This window comes from Amycolatopsis sp. NPDC051372 (assembly GCF_040682095.1).
Taxonomy (GTDB): Bacteria; Actinomycetota; Actinomycetes; order Mycobacteriales; family Pseudonocardiaceae; genus Amycolatopsis.
In genome coordinates this window covers 37280-57315 of the sequence record NZ_JBFBAF010000037.1, presented here as the reverse complement: position 1 = coordinate 57315, position 20036 = coordinate 37280, and the positions used below count along the sequence as shown (strand labels likewise).

The window sequence follows — 20036 nt, the reverse complement described above, 5'->3', positions numbered from 1 at the left end:
CGGCTGGTGGCGGCGGGCGGAAACGCTTGCCCCGCAACGACGTTGCGCGCGCCGCATAGCACACACGGTGCGCGGCGGCGCTTTCGCCGTACCGCCTTGGGTCACCCGATCGCGCTCTCGGTAACCTCTCGGACGTGTCCGTGTCCTCGTCCAAACCCCAGAGCGGGCCGGCTGCCTCGTCGCTGCCGGAAAGCCCGGTGAAGGCGGTCGCCGCCCCGCCCCGCCCGGCCCGGATCGACCCGGTCCCGCTGGCCACCCTGCTCGCGCGCGCGGGCGCCCGGCTGATCGCCGAGAGCCCCGAGGCCGCCGACCTCACTGTCACCGGCACCACGCTGCGTGCGCAGCACGTGCTGCCGGGCGACCTGTTCGCCGGCTTGCCCGGCGCGCGCGCCCACGGCGCCGACTTCAGCGACCAGGCCGTGGCCGCCGGCGCGGCCGCGGTGCTCACCGACGCCGAGGGCGCCGAGCGCCCCGCGTTGCGCGACGCCGGTATCCCGGTCCTCGTGCACCCGGACCCGCGCGCCGCGCTCGGCGAGATGGCCGCGTGGATCTACGGGGAGCCGTCGCTGCACCTGTCGGTGCTGGGGGTCACCGGCACGTCGGGCAAGACCACCACCTCCTACCTCGTCGACTCCGGGCTGCGTGCTGCGGGCCTGACCACGGGCCTGATCGGCACGGTCGAGACGCGCATCGCGGGCGAGCGCCTGGTCAGCGGCTTCACCACGCCGGAGGCGCCGGACCTGCAGGCGCTGCTCGCGGTGATGCTGGAGCGCGGCGTGACCCACGTGCCGATGGAGGTTTCGAGCCACGCGCTGTCGCTGGGCCGCGTCAACGGCACGCGCTTCGCGGTCGGCGCGTTCACGAACCTCTCGCAGGATCACCTCGACTTCCACCACGACATGGAGGAGTACTTCGCCGCCAAGTCGCTGCTGTTCGACGGCCGTTCGACCACCGAGGTCGTGGTCGTGGACAGCGCGTGGGGCCGGGCGCTGCTCACGCCGCAGACGGTGACGGTGTCGATCGAGCAGGGCGTCGACGCCGCGTGGCGCGCCTCCGACATCGAGCCCACCGCGGCGGGGGAGCAGACCTTCACCCTCCATGGCCCGGACGGGCTCACACTCGCCGCGAAGATCCCGCTGCCGGGTACGTTCAACGTGGCCAACGCCGTGCTCGCCGCCGCGATCCTGGGCAGCGCCGGCGTGGACCCGGCGGCCATCATCGCGGGCCTCGGAGCCGTGGAGGTGCCGGGCCGGATGGAGCGCGTGTACCTGGGCCAGGACTTCACCGCCGTCGTCGACTACGCGCACAAGCCCGCGGCCGTCGCGCAGGGACTCGACGCACTGCGCGCCCGCACCGACGGCCGCATCATCACGGTGCTCGGCTGCGGTGGTGACCGCGACACGGCCAAGCGCCCGATGATGGGCGAGGAAGCCGTCCGCCGCAGCGACGTGCTGATCGTGACCGACGACAACCCGCGGTCCGAGGACCCGGCCCTGATCCGCGCCGCGATGCTCGCCGGTGCGCGGGGCGTCGGGCCGTCCCACGGCGGTGAGATCGTGGAGATCGGCGACCGCCGCGAGGCCATCACCCACGCCGTGTCGCTCGCCCGCGCGGGTGACATCGTCTTCATCGCCGGCAAGGGCCACGAGACCGGCCAGGAGGTCCAGGGTGTCGTGCACCCGTTCTCCGACCGCGACGAGCTCGAGGCCGCCATTCGCAAGCATCTCGAGGTGAGTGCGTGATCGAGCTCAGCCTGGCCGAGATCGCCGACGTCGTCGGCGGCCGGCTGCACGGAGCCGACGGCTCGTTGACCGTCACAGGGTGTGTCGAGTTCGACACGCGCAAGGTCGGGCCCGGCGGCCTCTTCGTCGCCCTTCCCGGCGAGCGCGTGGACGGACACGACTTCGCCGCGAAGGCCGTGGCGTCCGGTGCCGTCGCGGTGCTGGCCGGCCGCGAGGTCGACGCGCCCGCGATCGTGGTGCCGCCGCTGCCCGAGGGCCAGGCCAACGACCGTTCGGTCGCGCTGGCCGGCGACACCGACGGGTCCGGCGCCGCGGTGCTGGCCGCGCTCGCGAAGCTGGCGAACCACGTCGTCGGTCGGCTCGCCGCCGAGGGCCTCACGGTCGTGGCGCTGACCGGCTCGTCGGGCAAGACCTCGACCAAGGACGTCATCGCGCAGCTGCTGGAGCCGATGGGCCCCACGGTCGCGCCGCCCGGCTCGTTCAACAGCGAGCTGGGCCACCCGTGGACCGCGTTGCGCGCCGACCACCGCACCAAGTACCTGGTGCTGGAGATGTCCGCGCGCGGGATGGGGCACATCGCCGACGCGGCCGCGATCACACCGCCGCGCATCGGGGCGGTGCTCAACGTCGGCAGCGCGCACGTCGGCGAGTTCGGCTCGCGCGAAGCCATCGCGAAGGCCAAGGGCGAGCTCGTGGAGGCGCTGCCGAGCGCCGACGCGGGTGGAGTCGCCGTGCTGAACCTCGACGACCCGCTGGTCGCCGCCATGGCCGGCCGCACGAGCGCCCGCGTGGTCGGCGTCGGCGAGACCGCGTCCGCGCAGGTCCGCGCCGCCGACATCACGCTCGACGCCGAGGCCCGCGCATCGTTCCGGCTGATCACTCCCGACGGCGAAGCGTCGGTGACGCTGCCGTTGCACGGCGAGCACCACGTCGGCAACGCGCTCTCGGCCGCCGCCATCGCGCTGGAGCTCGGCGCGACGCCGGCCGAGGTCGCGCAGCGGCTGTCCGCCCTCGAGCGCCGCTCGGCCCACCGCATGGCCGTGACCACGCGCGCCGACGGCGTCACCGTCCTCAACGACGCGTACAACGCCAACCCCGAATCAGTGCGAGCCGCGCTGAAGGCCCTCGCGTCGATGCGCCGGACCGGCCGCCGCGCGTGGGCCGTGCTCGGGGTGATGGGCGAGCTCGGCGCCGACTCCGTGACCGAGCACGACTCCATCGGCCGCCTCGTGGTGCGCCTCAACATCGACAAGCTCGTCGTCGTCGGTGACGAGGCCGCGCCGATGCACCAGGGCGCCTCGCAGGAGGGCTCCTGGAACGAGGAGTCGGTGCAGGTACCCGACGGCGACGCCGCCGTGGCCCTGCTGAATGATCAGCTCCGTCCCGGAGACGTGGTGCTGGTCAAGGCCTCCAACGCCGCCGGCCTGTGGCACGTGGCCGAGGCGCTGCTCGCCCCCTCCGGGCCGGGCTCGCAGTCGACTTCCTCTTCCCCATCTCATTCCTCCCTGTCTCTTTCCTCCTCCCCGTCCCCCTCCTCTGAACGCTCGAACGGTGGTCACGCGTGATCAACATCCTGATCGCGGCCGCGGCGGGTCTGCTGGTCTCCATCCTGCTCACGCCCTACCTGATCCGGGTCTTCTCCCGGCAGGGCTTCGGCCAGGAGATCCGCGAAGAAGGGCCCCAGGGCCACAAGTCGAAGCGCGGCACCCCGACGATGGGTGGCGTCGCGATCATCATCGCGATGGTCGTCGGCTACTTCGTCGCACACCTGATCAGCTGGCTCGGCAACTCCCACAGCTCGGCGCCGTCGGCGTCCGGCCTGCTGGTGCTCATACTGGCCGTGGGACTCGGCATCGTCGGGTTCCTCGACGACTTCATCAAGATCCGCAAGCAGCGCAACCTCGGCTTGAACAAGACCGCGAAGCTGGTCGGCCAGCTCGTGGTCACGATCCTGTTCGCGGTGCTGTCGCTGCAGTTCGCCGACGAGCACGGCCTCACGCCCGCGTCGCAGAGCCTCTCCTATGTGCGCGACCTGGCGCTGATCACGTTCCCGTGGATCGTGTTCGTGATCTTCTGCTACGTGGTCATCTCCGGCTGGTCGAACGCGGTGAACTTCACCGACGGCCTCGATGGCCTGGCCGGCGGCGCCGCGGCGATGGTGCTGGCGACCTACGTGATCATCTCCTTCTGGCAGGCGCGCCTCTCCTGCGCCGACGGGCCCACGACCGCCTGTTACGACGTGCGCGACCCGCTGGACCTCGCTGTGGTCGCCGCCGCGGCGACCGGCGCGTGCGTCGGCTTCCTGTGGTGGAACGCCGCGCCGGCCAAGATCTTCATGGGCGACACCGGTTCGCTGGCGCTCGGCGGTCTCGTCGCCGGCCTGTCGATGACCACCCGCACGGAGCTGCTCGCCATCGTGATCGGCGGCCTGTTCATGGTCGAGATGATCTCGGTGGTCACCCAGATCGCGGTGTTCCGCACAACGCGGCGAAGGCTCTTCCGGATGGCGCCCTTCCACCACCACTTCGAGCTCGCCGGGTGGGCGGAAACCACGGTGATCATCCGCTTCTGGCTGCTGTCGGCCATCTGCTGCATGTTCGGCCTGGGGCTGTTCTACAGCGAACAGCTCGGTGTCGGGAGCTAGGTCGTGACCGACAGGGAGCTCCTGCTCGAAGGCAAGAACGTGCTCGTGGCAGGCGCCGGCGTCACCGGGAAGTCGGTGGTGCCGGTTCTGCGGGAGCTGGGCGCCCACGTGACGGTCACCGACGGCAACGCCGAGCGGCTCGAAGAGCTGGCGGGCCTCGGTGCCGAGCTGGTGCCGGGGCTGAGCGCTCCGCCGCCGGGCACCGTGCTCGTGGTGACGAGCCCGGGCTGGCGGCCCACGTCGCCGCTGCTGGCCGCCGCGGCCGCTGCCGGCGTCGAGGTGATCGGCGACGTCGAGCTGGCCTGGCGCCTCGGCCAGCTGCGGGAGCACCCGCCGTCGTGGCTGGTGATCACCGGCACCAACGGCAAGACCACCACCGTCGGCATGCTCGAGTCGATGCTGCGTGCGGGTGGCGTCGACGCCGTGGCCTGCGGGAACGTCGGCTACGCGGTGCTCGACGCCGTGCGGGCCGGCCACGCCGTGCTCGCGGTGGAGCTGTCCAGCTTCCAGCTGCACTGGTCCTCGACGCTCGCGCCCGACGCGTCGGTGGTGCTCAACCTCGCCGAGGACCACATCGACTGGCATGGCTCGATGGAGGAGTACGGCGCCGCGAAGGGCCGGGCTCACGAGCGCTCGCGCGTGGTCGTGCACAACGCCGACGACGAGTGGTCCACCCGCATCGCCGACGAGCACGCGCCCGAGAGCGCCCGGCGCATCGGGTTCCGCCTGGACACGCCGTACGCCGGTGAGCTCGGGTTGGTCGAGGACCTGCTGGTGGACCGCGCGTTCGTCGCCGACCCCGCCACGAGCGCGGAAGAGCTGGCGACCATCGCCGACGTCCGCCCGGCCGGGCCGCACAACGTCGCCAACGCGCTGGCCGCCGGCGCCCTCGCGCGCGCCCACGGCGTGTCGCCCGAGGCCGTGCTCAAGGGGCTGCGCGAGTACCAGCCGGCGCCGCACCGCGCTCAGGAGGTCGCCGAGATCGGCGGCGTGCGCTACGTGAACGATTCGAAGGCCACCAACCCCCACGCCGCGGGCGGTTCGCTGCGGGCCCACGAGAGCATCGTGTGGATCGCCGGGGGCCAGCTCAAGGGCGCCGCGGTCGACGAACTCGTGGCCTCGATCGCTGGCCGGCTTCGCGGAGTTGTGCTACTCGGCGTGGATTCACCCGTGATCGCAGCCGCTGTTGCGCGACACGCGCCGGATGTCCCGGTGAACCGCCTCCGTCCGGGTGACCATGAACCCATGACTGCGGCGGTGGATGCGGCCAGCGCGATGGCTCGCCCTGGTGACGTGGTGCTGCTCGCGCCCGCCGCCGCCTCGTTGGACATGTTCCGCAACTACGGCGAGCGCGGCGACGCGTTCATCGCGGCGGTGCGTGTCCTCGCGGGCGGTGCGGCGGGGGCGGCGAATGACGGTAGTTGACGACAAACGGACCCAGGACCGGCCCGAGCGGCCGCGGCGGCGCGAGCGCAAGGAAAGCCCGTTCGTGGCGTTCCGCACCGCGCTGACGGCGTGGCTCTCACGGCCGCTGGCGTCGTTCCACCTCGTGCTCGCGCTCACCGGCGTGCTGACCGTGATCGGCATCGTGATGGTGCTGTCGGCGTCGTCGGTCGCCTCTTACGACCCCAAGACCGGCAGCGGCGTGTACTCGCTGTTCTTCCGGCAGCTGATGTTCGTCGCCATCGGGTCGGTGGTGTTCTGGGTGGGGCTGCGGATCAAGCTCGAACGCATCCGCCGGATGTCGGCCACGATGGTGGTCGTCTGCCTCGGCATGCTGATGCTCGTGCTGACGCCGCTGGGCGCCACCGTGAACGGCTCGCAAGGCTGGTTCAAGCTCGGCGTGTTCACGTTCCAGCCGGTGGAGGCCGCGAAGGTCGCGCTGGCGTTCTGGGGCGCGCACATCCTGGTGATCAAGTACAACGTGATCCACCAGTGGCGCCACCTGCTCGTGCCGGTCGTCCCGGTCGCGCTCGTGATGTTCGCGCTGGTCATGCTGCAGCCCGACCTCGGCGGCACGGTCACGCTCGCCGTCGTGCTGCTGGCCCTGCTGTGGTTCGCCGGCGCGCCGAAGCGGCTCTTCGGCGTGATCCTCGCCGGCGGTCTCGCCGGCATCCTGGTGCTGGCGATCATCGCCCCGTACCGGCTCGCGCGCGTGATGTCGTTCCTGTCGCCGAACGCCGACACCACGGTGGAGGGCTACCAGGCCAACCAGGCCAAGCTCGCGCTCGCCGACGGCGGCCTGTTCGGCAAGGGCCTCGGCCAGGGCGCGTCCAACTGGGGCTACCTGCCCAACGTGCAGAACGACTTCATCTTCGCCCTCGTCGGCGAGGAACTCGGGTTCGTGGGCTGCGCCGTGGTGCTGGCCCTGTTCGCCCTCGTCGCCGTGGTGGGGCTGCGGATCGCGACGCGGAACATCGACCCGTGGATCCGGATCGTCGCGGGCACGCTCACGATGTTCCTGGTCGCGCAGGCCGCCATCAACATCGGTTACGTCGTCGGCCTGCTGCCCGTCACGGGCGTCACGCTGCCGTTGATCTCCTACGGCGGCACCTCCCTGGTGATCACGATGCTCATCATGGGCGTGCTCGCCAACGCCGCCCGGCACGAACCGGAGGCGGTGGCCGCACTGCGTTCGCAGGGCCCGGGTAAATTCGGACGCCTGCTGAGGCTGCCCGCGCCCGACCCGTACCGCCCGCCCACGACCACCCGCAAGGGACTGGCCGGGCGGGGGACCGGTTCGGGGGCCAAGGCGGCCCGGCCGGCGCCTCGCGCGGCCCGGCCCGCACCGGCGCAGGAGCGCCGCAGGTCGGTCCGCCAGCCGACGCGGCGCAGCACTGCCGCACGGACGAACGCGGCGCGGACAACAGCGAACCGCGGTGCCAGGGGTACCGCGAACCGGAGAGGTCATTGGTGAGTAACCCCGTCAAGGGAGCCGAGCGATCACCCTCGGGCAAGGTGCCCGTGGTGGTCGTCGCCGGAGGTGGCACCGCAGGACACATCGAACCCGCCCTCGCCCTGGCCGACGCCGTCATGCGGCTGCGCCCCGACGCCAAGGTGATCGCCCTGGGCACGGCGCGCGGCCTGGAGAACAAGCTGGTGCCGGCTCGCGGTTACCCGCTGGAGCTCATCCCGCCGGTGCCGTTGCCGCGCAAGCCGACCCCGGAGCTGCTGCGGCTCCCGCTGAAGGTCCGCGACTCCGTGCGCCGGACCCGCGACGTGCTGGAGCGCGTCGGCGCCGACGTCGTGGTGGGCTTCGGCGGCTACGTCGCGCTGCCCGCGTACCTCGCCGCGCGCGGCCGTACGCCGATCGTGGTCCACGAGGCCAACCAGTCGCCGGGCCTGGCCAACAAGGTGGGCGCCCGCTTCGCCGCGCGCGTCGCCGTCGCCGTGCCGGGCACGCCGCTGCCGAAGGCCGAGGTCGTCGGGATCCCGCTGCGCCGGTCGATCACGTCGCTCGACCGCGCCGCGCTGCGCGCCGAGGCCCGCGAGTTCTTCGACCTCGACGCGGACGCCCCGACGCTGCTGGTGTTCGGCGGCTCGCAGGGCGCGCAGTCGATCAACAGCGCCGTTTCCGGCGCCGCGAAGGAGCTGGCCGAGGCCGGCGTCGGCGTCCTCCACGCCCACGGCCCGAAGAACACCCTCGTGGTGCAGGAGTTCCCGGGCAAGCCGGCCTATGTGCCGGTGCCCTACCTGGAACGCATGGACCTCGCCTACGCCGCGGCCGACGTGGTGCTGTGCCGCTCGGGCGCGATGACCGCGGCCGAGGTATCCGCCGTCGGGCTGCCCGCGGTGTTCGTGCCGCTGCCGCACGGCAACGGCGAGCAGGCCGTGAACGCCCGTCCCGCCGTCGACGCGGGCGCCGCCTTCCTGGTGCCCGACGGAGAGCTGACCCCGGCCAAGGTGGCCGAGCTGGTGGTGCCGCTGATCACCGACGCCGCGCGCGTCGCGAAGATGAGCGAGGCCGCCGTGGGGATGGGACACCGCGAGGCCGACGAGACGCTCGCCAAGATCGTGCTGGAGGCCGCAGGTGCCTGAGCTGCCCGAAGAACTGCGCCGCGCGCACCTGATCGGCATCGGCGGGGCCGGCATGTCCGGCATCGCGCGGATCCTGCTCGCCCGCGGGGCGGCCGTGTCCGGTTCGGACGCCAAGGAGTCGCGCGCGCTGCTGTCGCTGCGCGCCCAGGGCGCCGAGCTGTTCGTGGGCCAGCGCGCGGAGAACCTCGACGCGCTCGCCGAAGCCCCGTCGGCCGTCGTGGTGTCGACGGCGATCAAGGAGTCCAACCCGGAGCTGGCCGCGGCCCGTGCGCGCGACATCCCGGTGCTGCACCGCGCGCAGGCGCTCGCGGGGTTGATGGAGGGCCACCGCGTGGCCTGCATCGCCGGCACGCACGGCAAGACGTCGACCACGTCGATGCTCACCGTGGCGCTGCAGCACTGCCGGCTCGACCCGTCGTTCGCGATCGGCGGCGACCTCAACGAGTCGGGTGCCAACGCGCACCACGGCGAGGGCGGGGTCTTCATCGCGGAGGCCGACGAGAGCGACGGTTCGTTCCTCACGTACTCGCCGTCGGTCGCCGTGGTCACCAACGTCGAGCCCGACCACCTCGACCACCACGGCACGGCCGAGGCCTACGTGAAGGTGTTCACGGAGTTCGTCGGACGCCTGCAGCCGGGTGGCCTGCTCGTGGTGTGCGCCGACGACCCGGGCGCCGCGAAACTCGGCGACGAGGCCGCGGCCGAGGGCGTGCGCGTGCGCCGCTACGGCCGCACCGCCACCGGCGAGGGCGACGCGCGCGTGCTCGACTACAAGCCCGCCCCGGACGGCGGCCAGGTCCGGCTTTCGCTCGACGGCGAGGAGCTCGACCTGCGCGTGGCCGTGCCGGGCGAGCACATGGCGCTCAACGCGGTCGCGGCTCTGCTGGCCGGGCTCGAGCTGGGCGCGCCCGTGGCCGGCCTGGCCGAGGGGCTCGCCGCGTTCGGCGGGGTGCGCCGGCGCTTCGAGTTCAAGGGCCGCTCCGGCGATGTCCGCGTGTACGACGACTACGCCCACCACCCGACCGAGGTGGCCGCTCAGCTCAGGGCCGTGCGCACGGCGGCCGGGCTCGGCCGGGTGCTCGTGGTGTTCCAGCCGCACCTGTACTCGCGCACGCAGACCTTCGCGGCGGAGTTCGCCGAAGCGCTGTCACTGGCCGACGAGGTCGTGGTGCTCGACGTGTACGGCGCTCGCGAAGAACCGGTGCCGGGCGTGACGGGCACGCTGATCGCCGACCGCGTGACGAGCCCGGTGCACTACCAGCCCGCATTCGACCTCGCGGCGAAGCTCGTGGCCGACCTCGTGAAGCCGGGTGACCTCGTGGTGACCATGGGCGCGGGTGACGTGACGCAGCTGGGCCCGGAGATCCTGGCCGAGCTCGACCGGAGGACCGCGGGCGCATGACGTCGACCAGGGAGCGCCGCAACCCGCCCTCGTCCGAAGAGGACGAGCGGGATCGCGCTGCCCTGGCCCGGGCCCGGCGGGGGCGGCGCTCGGAAGAGGAGCGCCGCCGTACCCGTTCGAGCCGCTCGACGGCACCGCGCTCGGGCCGGGCGACTCGGGCGGAGAGCCTGCGCGCGCGTCCGACGCGGAAGAAGGAGATCCGGCGCCGCTGGGTCGCGCTGCTCGTGGTCGTCACGCTCGTGGGCCTGGGGTATCTGCTGTTCTTCAGCTCCATGCTCGGGGTGAAGGACGTGGCCGTGCAGGGTGCGAAAGCGGTGTCGGCGGAGCAGATCCGGGCCGTCGCGGCCGTGCCGGCCGACAAGCCGATGCTGCTCGTCGACGTCGACGGGATCCGCGACCGCGTGGCGGAGATGCCGGGTGTCGCGACCGTGGACGTGTCGCGTTCGTGGCCCAACACCGTGGACATCGCGGTGACCGAGCGCACGGCCATCGCGTTCTTCGACAGCGGCCCGGGCGGCGACGGGGTGCACCTCGTCGACGGTGGCGGAGTCGTGTTCAAGACCGTGAAGACGCGCCCGGCGGGGCTGCCGGAGCTGAAGCTGCCGAAGGTGTCGGCCGACGACCCGGTGACGCGTGCGGTGACCGCGGTGCTCGGCGTGATCCCGCAGGCCCTGCTCAAGCAGGTCACCACCGCGACGGCCCAGACGCCGGCCAGCGTCCAGTTCACCCTCACCGACGGCAAGACCGTCCGCTGGGGCGACGCCGGCAAGACCGATCGCAAGGCGAAAGTCCTGGCCGCCCTGCTCACACAGAAGGGCAAGGTCTACGACGTCTCGGCGCCCGAGCTGCCGACCATCACGTCCTGACCTCGTCTTTTCCACTGGCACCACCTTCTCCGTATGCTGTACGCTGTTTTATTTCGTACGGCATACGAGAGAAGGTGGGGCAGCATGCCGATCCTGGTGACGGGTGCGACCGGAAACGTCGGGCGGCTCGTGGTCGACGAACTCCTGGCCCGCGGCGCGGCGGTGCGCGCGCTGACGAAGGACCCTGAGCAGGCGGCGCTGCCGGCCGGGGCCGAGGTGGTCGTGGGGTCGCTCGCGCGGCCGTCGACGTTGCCGCAGGCGCTCAAGGGGGTCGAGGAGGTGTACCTCGCGCCGATGGCGCGCACGGTCACGCGGTTCTGCGAGCTCGCCGCCGAGGCGGGAGTGCGGCGGGTGGTCGCGCTGTCCGGCAGCAGTGTCGGCGACGAGCACGACGGGTCGAGCGGGCCGGAGTTCGCGGCGGTGGAGGCCGCCGTGACGAAGGCCGGGTTCGCCAGGACGTTCCTGCGGCCGGGGGTGTTCATGGCGAACTCGCTCGGTTGGGCGCATTCCGTGCACACGCACGGGGAAATCCGCACCGCGTATGCGGAAGCGGCGCAGACGCCGATCGACCTGGCCGACATCGCGGCCGTCGCCGCGCACGTGCTCACCACCGAAGGCCATGACGGGCAGACTTATGTCCTCAGTGGACCGGAGGCGCTCACGTTGCGGGAGATGGCCGGGAAAATCGCCGAAGCGCTGGGCCGCGACGTGCCGTTCGTGGAGCTGACCCGGGAGCAGCAGCACTCCGAGTGGGTCGAGCTGGGGATCCCGGGGGAGATCGCCGACTGGCTGCTCGACGGGTTCGCCGCCGCGGTGGCGCGGCCGGAGGTACCGACCGGGGTCGTGGAGGACCTGCTGGGCCACCGCGGCGTGACCTACGCCGAGTGGGCCGCGCGTCACACCGGCGCGTTCTCCTGAGCGCGGGTCCGTTGTCAGTACTCAGTTGTCGGTGCTCGGTTGTCGGCGCTCGGTTGTCGGCGCTCAGTTGTCAGCAGAGCGCCGTTCGGTTGTCCACCAGGCCAGCGCGATCAGCGGGATGGCGGCGCCGAACACCGACACGGCCGTCCAGCCGCCCAGGTGGTAGAGGACCGACCCGATCTCCGACCCGATCGCTCCGCCCACGAAGAACGTGGCCAGGTAGATGCTGTTCACGCGGGCGCGGGCGTTCGGGTCGAGCTGGTAGATCACGTGCTGGCCGGACACCATCGTGGTTTGCACGGCCATGTCGAGGGCGATCGCCCCCACAGCGAGCAGGATCACGCTGTGCGCGCCGAACCCGCCGACGGCGAACGCCACCGCGCACAACAGGAAGGACGCGCCGGTGGCCACGCGGCCGTGGCCGTGGTCCGCCCAGCGCCCGGCGAGCGGCGCGATGGCCGCCCCGGCCGCGCCGACGAGCGCGAACAGTCCGACGCCGAGTTGCGAGTAGCGGAACGGCGCGGAGGTGAGTACGAACGCGATCGTGGTCCAGAAGGCGCTGAACACCGAGTAGAGCGCGGCCTGGTACAGCGCGCGGCGGCGCAGCGCCGGGTGGTCGCGGGCGAGCCGCAGCGTCGAGCGCAGCAGCTCTCCATAGTGGACGGACGTCTTCGGCGCGCGCCGCGGCAGGCTGAAGCGCAGTGCCACGGCGAGGATGGCCATCAGCCCGGCCGAGATCAGGAACACGACCCGCCAGGTCGTGACCTCGGCCAGCAGGCTCGCCGCGACGCGGGAGAGCAGGATGCCGAACAGCAGCCCGCTCATCACCCGCCCGACGATGCGCCCGCGCACGGCGTCGGGCGTGAGGTCGGCCGTGAGCGGGATCAGGATCTGCACCACCACCGACGTCGAGCCGGCGATGAGCGACGCGATCAGCAGCACGGAGAACTGCGGCGCGAGGCCGGTGGCCACGAGCCCGGCGCACGCGATGGCCAGCAGCAGTGACACCAGGCTGCGGTTCTCCACGCGGTCGCCGAGCGGGACGATCAGCAGCATGCCCGCCGCGTAGCCGATCTGGGTGGCGGTGACCACACCGCCGGCCGCGGCCTCGCCGACGTCGAACGTGGTCCGCAGCTCGTTGAGCAACGGCTGCGCGTAGTAGAGGTTCGCGACTGTCAGTCCACAAGAGACGGCGAGGAGCAGGACGAGCCACGAGGGTGGCGCCTGCTGGGGCGCCGCGGGAGACGTGGTCTCGGCTTCGGGCTGGGCCACGGGCACCTCGTTCTCGACAACCGGAATAACCGGTTCCCGATTCTAACAGCCGGTAACCGGCGGCCCGGGGTGATCTTCGCGACCCGGAACCGCTTGCGTACCGCCGGTTTCCGTCCGGAGTGTCCGGGTTACCCGGAGCGCGCTCCGGCCACTGTGGACAGTGTTGCGCTCGCTGGCGCGGCCGGAGCGGCCACCCGCCGGCAGGCGCGGGAATCGCCCTCGGGCGGTCCGGGTGACTTCGCCGGGCCTGTTTCGCCGCGGACGATCGTGGCCTCGGGCGCGCATGTCCGGCGTCGCAGCCCATTGGCGGGTGGCGGACAGCCGTGGGGCGGCATGGGGAGCGGCCCGGGTGACTTCGCGGGGCCCGTTTCGGCGCGGACGATCGTGAGGCTCGGCTGCTCTGGCGTCCGGCAGGCAGGCGAACACCTCGTGGACCGGACAGCGCGGTGAAAGCCCCTCGGGATGGAGGGGCTTTCACCGCCTGGTGAATCAAGCGAGCGCCGCGTCCATCGTGATCGTGGTGCCGGCGAGCGCTTTGGTGACCGGGCAGGTCTTCTCGGCGGTCTCGGCCAGCTCCGCGAACTGCTCCGGCGTCACGCCGTCGAGCTTCGCGCGCAGGGTGATGGCGATGCCGCTGATCTCGAAGCCGCCGCCCTGGGCCGGGCCGAGCGTGACCTCGGCGGAGACGTCGATGGACTCCGCCTCGAGCTTCTGTGACTCCAGCACGCCCGACAGGTTCATCGCGAGGCACGAGGAGTGCGCGGCGGCGATGAGCTCTTCGGGGCTGGTCTGGCCGTCGGGGTTGCCCGAGCGGGTGGGGAACGACACGTCGAAACTGCCGGCATTGGACGAGTCGAGCGTGACCTCGCCCTTGCCCTTCTGCAGTCCGCCGGTCCAGTGGGTCGTCGCGTCGCGGCTGGGCACAACTGCCTCCTCGGTGCCGGATCCCCCGGGGTGGGGGATCGCTGTGGTTCATCTGTCATGAACATATTGCGCAATCAGATTGTGCGCAACCTATCCGGCGAAAAAAGATTGCCCGGTGCGGAAGGCTGCACCTCGTGACCACCGCGCCGGAACGCCCCGACCCGCCCATGGACGCCGACGAGCGCACCCAGCTCACCGGTTTCCTCGACTTCCTTCGCGCGACCGTCGTCTGGAAAACCAGCGGGCTCACCGACGAGCAGGCCCGCCGCCGCCACCTGCCCAGCGAGCTGACCACCATCGCCGGCCTGCTGAGCCACCTCACGCTCGTGGAGAACTGGTGGTTCCGCGTGGTGCTCGACGGTCAGCCCGACGAGTGGGAAGAGGCTCTGGAGCTCGACCGCGACGCCGAGTTCCGCGCGGCGATGACGACCCCGATCGAGCAGCTCGTGGCCGGCTACGAAGCCGAAATCGCGCTCAGCCGCGAGGTCGTTGCGGCGCGCGAGTTCACCGACACCGTGCTCCACAAAGGCGACCGGCAGCTCAACGTGCGCTGGGTCGTGACGCACATGATCGAGGAGACCGCCCGCCACCTCGGCCACCTCGACCTGCTGCGCGAGCTGACCGACGGGCTCACCGGCGAGTGAGCCTCTTCGGCGGCAACGGGAAGAACCCGCTGGTGCGCTCCACGTACGTCGCGTAACCCGGCCGCGTGCGCGCCATGCTCTTCTCCAGCATCGGTTTCCCGGTGCCGCGGGCGAGGGTGAACGTCATGGCGATCGGCGAGAGGATCGTCGCCGCGCCGGGCCACGTCGAGCAAGCCAGCAGGTACAGGCCCCACCACACGCAGGCGTCGCCGAAGTAGTTCGGGTGCCGCGTGTAGCGCCACAGCCCGGTGTCGAGCACCTCACCACGGTTGCCGGGGTCCGCGCGGAAACGGCTCAGCTGGGCGTCGCCGACGGACTCGAAGGTGAAGCCGAGCACCCACACCGCGACGCCGATCCAGCCGAGCACGCCGAGGCCGGTGCCGTACACCGCGAACTGCACCGGCAGCGAGACGAACCACAGGATCCCGGCCTGCAGGAGGTAGACGCGGACGAAGATCCGCGCACCTGGGTTGTCGCCGGCGCGCTCGACCATCCGCTGGTAGCGCGGGTCCTCGTCGCCGCCGCGGTTGCGCAGGTGCAGGTGGACGGCGAGCCGCACGCCCCACACGACCGTGAGCGCGGCCGTGACCAGCCGCAGCACGAGTGGTCCGCTGCCCAGCGGGAACGCGACCACGGCGACCAGGGCGAACCCGAGCCCCCAGAACGTGTCGATGGTGTCGCAGCGGCGGCGCAGGCGGGCGATCCCGAACGTCACCGTCACCGCCACCAGCACCACGCCGGCGGTGATCGCGACGAGCGGGCCGAGGCCGATCACGCCCACTCCCGCGTGGCCGGCAGCCCGCTTCCGCCGGTTTCGGTCGGCCGCACGGCCAGGATCTGGTCCACGCCCATGCGGTTCTCCTCGAACGCCAGCGCGCCACCGACGAGGTAGAGCCGCCACACGCGCGCCTCGGCCTCGCCGACCAGCGCGACGGCCTCGGCCCAGTGGAACTCCAGGGTCTCGGCCCACTCGCGCACAGTCGTCACGTAGTGCTCGCGCAGCGCGTGCACGTCGCGGATCTCGAACCCGGCCGTCTCGAGGTGTCCGAGCGTGCGGCTCAGCGGCCGCATCGTCATGTCCGGGGCGATGTAGCGCTCGATGAACGCGCCGCCACCGGGCGCTGTGTCCCCGGCGCGCCCGCGCGACATCTGCTGCAGCACGAGCCGCCCGGCCGGGTTGAGCATGCGGAACAGCGTATTCGCGTACGTCGGATAGTTCTTTTCGCCGACGTGCTCGCCCATCTCGACCGACGCGACGGCGTCGAACGGCTCGTCGGTCAACTCTCGGTAGTCCTGCTGCCGCACCTCGACGCGGCCTTCGAGGTCGTGCTGGGCCAGGCGCCCTCGCACGTGCTGCACCTGCTCGGCCGACAGCGTCACGCCCACCGAGTGCACGCCGTGGTGCTTGGCCGCGTGCACCAGCAGCGAACCCCAGCCACAGCCGACGTCGAGCAGCCGCATGCCGGGGCGCAGGCCGAGCTTGCGGCAGATCAGCTCCAGCTTGTCGTGCTGCGCCTGCGCGAGGCCGTAGCCGGGCGCAGGAGGGTTTCCGGCCGTCCAGTACCCCGACGAGTAGGCCATCGAGTCGTCGAGCAGCAGCTGGTAGAAGGCGTTGGACAGGTCGTAGTGATGGGCGATGGCCGACCGGTCGCGCCGCAGGCTGTGCAGCACGCCGGTCAGCCTCGCCTCCTCCGCGGGCGGTTTCGGCGGCAGGCCCAGCACGCCCAGGCGCGCGGCGAGCCCCACCGCGCCGGCCCAGTCCCGTGGGGCGAGCTGCACCCTCCTCAGCTCGCCCGAGCGGGTCAGCGCCCAGATCCGCCGGAACCCCTCGGTGAGGTCTCCTTCCACGTCGAGGTCGCCCGACACGTACGCGCGCGCCAGGCCCAGCTCGCCCGGTGCGTAGAGCAGCCGGCGCCGCGCGCGGCGGTTCTTCAGGACGACGGTCGGGCCCTCGGGGCCCACGCGCTCGCCGTCCCACGTGCGGACGGCGATCGGCAGCGGCGCGCCGAGGAGGCGTTCGACGAAGGTGGCCAAGCGGTTCGCGGTGCTGTTCGGCATACCCGGGGTTCGGAGCCCTCCGCCAGGCGGATGGGGCCCGATTCCCACCAATCCACGGCGGCACCGGTCCCGAATCCCTGCCGTGCACCAGACCACAGGACACCGCATCGCTGTCATCGGCAGCGGGGTCGCCGGCCTCACCGCCGCCTACCTGCTGCAGCGCCGCCACGAGGTGCGGCTGTTCGAAGCCGACCCCCGGCTCGGCGGGCACGCCCACACCCACGACGTGCCCAGTGCCCACGGCGGCACGATCGGCGTGGACTCCGGCTTCATCGTCCACAACGAACGCACGTACCCGACGCTGCTGCGCTTGTTCGGCGAGCTCGGCGTGCGCACCCGCGAGACCGAGATGTCGATGAGCATCCGCTGCGACGGCTGCGGCCTCGAGTACGCCGGCGCGAAGGGCGTGCGGGGCCTGTTCGCGCAGCGGCGCAACGCCACCGACCACCGCTACCTGCGCATGCTCACCGAGGTCAAGCGCTTCCACCGGCACGCGGCGCGGCTGCTGCAGCGCGAGGACGCCGGCGACGTGGGCCTCGGCGCGTTCGTCGCGATCGGCGGGTACTCGCGCTACTTCGTGGACCACTTCGTGCTGCCGCTCGTGTCCACCGTCTGGTCGGCCGACCGCACGGACACGCTGAAGTACCCGGCGCGCTACCTGTTCGAGTTCCTGCGCAGCCACGGGATGCTCACGGTGAAAACTTTGGCGGACGGTCGAAGGCGGCTCGCGCGAGTACGTGGAGCTGGCCGCGAAGCAGCTCACCGCCGTGCACCTGTCCACGCCGGTGCGCTCGGTGCGGCGGACCGCGCGCGGCATCGAGATCCGCGACGACGGCGACACCCGCCACCGCGTCGACCGCGTCGTGGTCGCCACCCACGCCGACCAGGCGCTGCGGCTGCTGGCCGACCCGACTCCCGCCGAGCGCGAAGTGCTCGGCGCGTTCCGCTACTCCCGCAACGACGCCTGGCTGCACACCGACACGAGCGTGCTGCCGAACGCCGAGGCCGCGCGGTCCGGCTGGAACTACCGCACGCCCGTGTGCGGCGCGGGCAGCGACGCCGTGCAGGTGAGCTACGACATGAACCGCCTGATGCGCCTCGACGAACCCACCGGCTACGTCGTCACGCTCAACCCGCGGGCCGAGCCCGACGCGTCGTCCGTAGTCGCGAAGATGACCTACGATCATCCCGTTTACACGCCGGAATCGGTTGCGGCGCAACGGAAGCTCGCCGCGTTGAACGACGGGGTGATCGCCTACGCCGGCGCCTACCACGGCTGGGGGTTCCACGAGGACGGCTGCTCGTCGGGCGTCCGCGCGGCCGAGAGCTTCGGGGTGGGCTGGTGACCGCCGCGCTGTACGACGCCACGGTCGGCCACGTGCGCCGCGCCGACCCGCCGCACGCGTTCGTGCACAAGCTGTACCTGTGGCTGACCGACCTCGACTCGCTGCCGCGGCTGCCGTGGTGGCTGCGGCCCTTCGCGACATTCGACGGCCGCGACCACTTCGACCCCGGCGACCCGGGCGACATCCGGTCCAAACTGGACCGCTGGCTCGCCGACCACGGGGTGGACCTGCGCGGCGGGGCGGTGACGATGCTCGCGTCGGCGCGCGTGCTGGGCTACGTGTTCAACCCGATCACCGTCTACTGGTGCCACACGCCGGACGGGGCGCTCGAGTGCGTCGTCGCCGAGGTCCACAACACCTACGGCGGGCGGCACGCGTACCTGCTGCGCCCCGACGCGGCGGGTGAGTCCCGTGCCGAAAAGGAGTTCTACGTGTCGCCGTTCCAGGAGATGGCGGGGGAGTACCGCGTGCTCTTGCCGCGGCCCGACGCGCTGCTCGACCTCACCGTCGCCTTGCACCACCGTGCCCGAAACAGTGACACCGCGCCGTTGCTCGCTACGCTGCGAGGAGTCCGGAGGCCGGCCGGCGCGCGTTCGCTCGCGCGGCTCGTGCTCGGCCGGCCCCTGCAGCCGCAGCGCGTGGCAGCCCTGATCCGCCGCCACGGCGTCACGTTGTGGCTGCGCAAGGCCCCGGTGGCCACCCGGACCCCACAGAACTCGTCAGGAGCGCTCCATGGATGAGACCGCCCGCCCGCGCCCGGTCGCGGCCGTGCCGGTGGGCGCCGAGCAGGCGGCGCCCACCGCCGAAGACCTCATGGCCCAGGTCGCCAAGGGCGACGAGCGCGCGTTCGAGCTGCTCTACGACCAGCTCGCCGGACCGGTCTACGGCCTCGTGCGGCGGATCGTGCGCGACTCGGCGCAGTCGGAGGAGGTGACGCAGGAGGTGCTCGTCGAGCTCTGGAAGACCGCCACGCGCTACTCGCCCGAGAAGGGCAGCGCGCTCAACTGGGCGATGACGCTGGCGCACCGCCGCGCCGTGGACCGCGTGCGGTCCGCGCGGGCCGGCACCGAACGCGAGCAGAAGGCGACGTTCGAGGCCGCGCGCGGCCGGCCGTTCGACGAGGTGGCCGAGTCGGTCACCGCCCGGCTGGAGCGCTCGCAGGTGCGCCGCTGCCTCAAGTCGCTCACGGAGCTGCAGCGCGAGTCGGTGCTCCTGGCCTACTACCAGGGCTACACCTACCGCGAGGTCGCCGACGTGCTGGCGACTCCGCAGGGGACGATCAAGACGAGGGTGCGCGACGGGCTGATCCGGCTGCGCGACTGCCTGGGGGTGACCGCGTGAACTCGCCGGAGATGCACACGTTGACCGGTGCGTACGCGCTCAACGCCCTTTCGGACACCGAGCGCGCCCTGTTCCGTCGGCACCTCGAGCAGTGCGTGGCCTGCGCGCAGGAGGTCCGCGAGCTGCGGGCCACCGCGGCCCGGCTCGGCGCGGCGATGGCCGAGGAGCCGCCCGCGTCGCTGAAGCAGCGCGTGCTCGCCGAGATGCGCTCGACACCGCAGCTGCCGCCGTTGTCCGGGCCGGAGCCCGGGGAGCGGTCGCGCGGCCGGCGCCGTTGGCCGCTGATCCTGGCCACGGCGGCCGCGGTCGTGGGCCTCGCGCTCGCCGGAGTGTTCGGCGGGCTCGCGGTGACCACGCAGGGGCGCCTCGACGCGGCGCAGTCGCAGCTGGACCAGGCGCGCGTGCGCTACCAGCCCGTCGCGGAGATCCTCGCCGCGCCGGACGCGCAGGCGATCCACGGCACCGCGCCCGGCGGGGGCGGGGGCACGGTGGTCGTGTCGAAGCAGCTCGACCGCATGATGTTCATGGAATCAGACCTGCCGCCGTATCCGGCGGGGCACGTCTACCAGGCATGGCTGATGGGCCCGGACCTCGCGCCGCGCCCGGCCGGGCTCCTGCCGGGCGGACCCGCGGGTTCGCTGGTGGTGGCCGACGGGCTGGCCGGCGCGGACCAGTTCGCGATCAGCGTGGAGCAGGCCGGTGGCTCGCCGACCGGAAAGCCTTCGGACGACGTGGTTCTCGTGATGTCGATGCCCGCCTGATCTGGTGCTGACGCTGCGGTGATTCCGCCAGGAGCGGCGGTACCGGTTTCCCGCCGGTGCCGCCGCTCCCGTGTTTCTCC

17 protein-coding genes and 1 pseudogene are annotated in these 20036 nt (G+C 72.2%); 14 read left to right on the top strand and 4 right to left on the bottom strand.

Features of this window, described 5'->3' with window-relative positions; genetic code table 11:
• Positions 1–197 precede the first annotated feature (197 nt).
• The 9 genes from AB0M56_RS41075 to AB0M56_RS41035 all read left to right on the top strand — a co-directional run bounded on the left by AB0M56_RS41075 (position 198) and on the right by AB0M56_RS41035 (position 11610).
• Positions 198–1742: a UDP-N-acetylmuramoyl-L-alanyl-D-glutamate--2,6-diaminopimelate ligase gene (locus AB0M56_RS41075; RefSeq protein ID WP_364186430.1), complete on the top strand. Its 1545-nt coding sequence runs from the start codon at positions 198–200 to the stop codon at positions 1740–1742.
• A complete protein-coding gene (gene murF, locus AB0M56_RS41070; RefSeq protein ID WP_364186385.1) occupies positions 1739–3307 on the top strand; it encodes a UDP-N-acetylmuramoyl-tripeptide--D-alanyl-D-alanine ligase in 1569 nt (522 codons plus the stop codon). The genes AB0M56_RS41075 and murF overlap by 4 nt, the downstream gene beginning before the upstream one ends.
• Positions 3304–4386 carry a phospho-N-acetylmuramoyl-pentapeptide-transferase gene (mraY, locus tag AB0M56_RS41065; protein ID WP_364186384.1) on the top strand — a complete coding sequence of 361 codons (1083 nt, stop codon included), beginning with the start codon at positions 3304–3306 and terminating at the stop codon, positions 4384–4386. Before murF ends, mraY begins: the two co-directional genes overlap by 4 nt.
• Positions 4387–4389: 3 nt before the next feature.
• On the top strand, positions 4390–5811 hold the full coding sequence (gene murD / locus AB0M56_RS41060) for a UDP-N-acetylmuramoyl-L-alanine--D-glutamate ligase (protein ID WP_364186382.1): 1422 nt from the start codon (positions 4390–4392) through the stop codon (positions 5809–5811).
• Positions 5798–7303, top strand: a complete 1506-nt coding sequence (gene ftsW, locus AB0M56_RS41055) for a putative lipid II flippase FtsW (protein WP_364186380.1) — start codon at positions 5798–5800, stop codon at positions 7301–7303. The genes murD and ftsW overlap by 14 nt, the downstream gene beginning before the upstream one ends.
• Entirely contained in the window at positions 7300–8424 is a 1125-nt protein-coding gene (murG, locus tag AB0M56_RS41050; RefSeq protein ID WP_364186378.1) for an undecaprenyldiphospho-muramoylpentapeptide beta-N-acetylglucosaminyltransferase, read from the top strand. The genes ftsW and murG overlap by 4 nt, the downstream gene beginning before the upstream one ends.
• Entirely contained in the window at positions 8417–9826 is a 1410-nt protein-coding gene (gene murC / locus AB0M56_RS41045) for a UDP-N-acetylmuramate--L-alanine ligase (RefSeq protein WP_364186376.1), read from the top strand. The genes murG and murC overlap by 8 nt, the downstream gene beginning before the upstream one ends.
• Complete coding sequence (locus AB0M56_RS41040; RefSeq protein ID WP_364186375.1) at positions 9823–10692, top strand: FtsQ-type POTRA domain-containing protein; 870 nt, start codon at positions 9823–9825, stop codon at positions 10690–10692. Before murC ends, AB0M56_RS41040 begins: the two co-directional genes overlap by 4 nt.
• An 84-nt stretch (positions 10693–10776) precedes the next feature.
• Positions 10777–11610, top strand: coding sequence for an NAD(P)H-binding protein (locus AB0M56_RS41035; protein ID WP_364186374.1), 834 nt, complete (start codon positions 10777–10779; stop codon positions 11608–11610).
• Positions 11611–11673: 63 nt separating this feature from the next.
• Here AB0M56_RS41035 and AB0M56_RS41030 read toward each other — a convergent pair whose 3' ends face one another.
• Positions 11674–12882 carry an MFS transporter gene (locus AB0M56_RS41030; protein ID WP_364186373.1) on the bottom strand — a complete coding sequence of 403 codons (1209 nt, stop codon included), beginning with the start codon at positions 12880–12882 and terminating at the stop codon, positions 11674–11676.
• A gap of 489 nt (positions 12883–13371) precedes the next feature.
• Positions 13372–13806: an OsmC family peroxiredoxin gene (locus tag AB0M56_RS41025; protein ID WP_364186371.1), complete on the bottom strand. Its 435-nt coding sequence runs from the start codon at positions 13804–13806 to the stop codon at positions 13372–13374.
• A 134-nt stretch (positions 13807–13940) separates the two neighbouring features.
• Here AB0M56_RS41025 and AB0M56_RS41020 point away from each other — a divergent pair, with 134 nt between their 5' ends.
• A complete protein-coding gene (locus tag AB0M56_RS41020; RefSeq protein WP_364186370.1) occupies positions 13941–14450 on the top strand; it encodes a DinB family protein in 510 nt (169 codons plus the stop codon).
• Here AB0M56_RS41020 and AB0M56_RS41015 read toward each other — a convergent pair.
• Both AB0M56_RS41015 and AB0M56_RS41010 read right to left on the bottom strand, forming a co-directional pair.
• Positions 14437–15222, bottom strand: a complete 786-nt coding sequence (locus tag AB0M56_RS41015; RefSeq protein ID WP_364186428.1) for a DUF1295 domain-containing protein — start codon at positions 15220–15222, stop codon at positions 14437–14439. The genes AB0M56_RS41020 and AB0M56_RS41015 overlap by 14 nt on opposite strands.
• Complete coding sequence (locus AB0M56_RS41010; RefSeq protein ID WP_364186368.1) at positions 15222–16508, bottom strand: cyclopropane-fatty-acyl-phospholipid synthase family protein; 1287 nt, start codon at positions 16506–16508, stop codon at positions 15222–15224. The genes AB0M56_RS41015 and AB0M56_RS41010 overlap by 1 nt, the downstream gene beginning before the upstream one ends.
• An 82-nt stretch (positions 16509–16590) precedes the next feature.
• Here AB0M56_RS41010 and AB0M56_RS41005 point away from each other — a divergent pair.
• From AB0M56_RS41005 to AB0M56_RS40990, 4 genes and pseudogenes are all read left to right on the top strand, one after another.
• Positions 16591–17854: pseudogene (locus AB0M56_RS41005) on the top strand (FAD-dependent oxidoreductase).
• On the top strand, positions 17848–18594 hold the full coding sequence (locus AB0M56_RS41000) for a DUF1365 domain-containing protein (protein ID WP_364186426.1): 747 nt from the start codon (positions 17848–17850) through the stop codon (positions 18592–18594). Before AB0M56_RS41005 ends, AB0M56_RS41000 begins: the two are co-directional and overlap by 7 nt.
• Positions 18587–19195 (top strand): ECF RNA polymerase sigma factor SigK, encoded by a 609-nt coding sequence (gene sigK / locus AB0M56_RS40995; protein ID WP_220242223.1) that lies wholly within the window; start codon positions 18587–18589, stop codon positions 19193–19195. Before AB0M56_RS41000 ends, sigK begins: the two co-directional genes overlap by 8 nt.
• Positions 19192–19956, top strand: coding sequence for an anti-sigma factor (locus AB0M56_RS40990; RefSeq protein WP_364186367.1), 765 nt, complete (start codon positions 19192–19194; stop codon positions 19954–19956). Before sigK ends, AB0M56_RS40990 begins: the two co-directional genes overlap by 4 nt.
• Positions 19957–20036 lie beyond the last annotated feature (80 nt).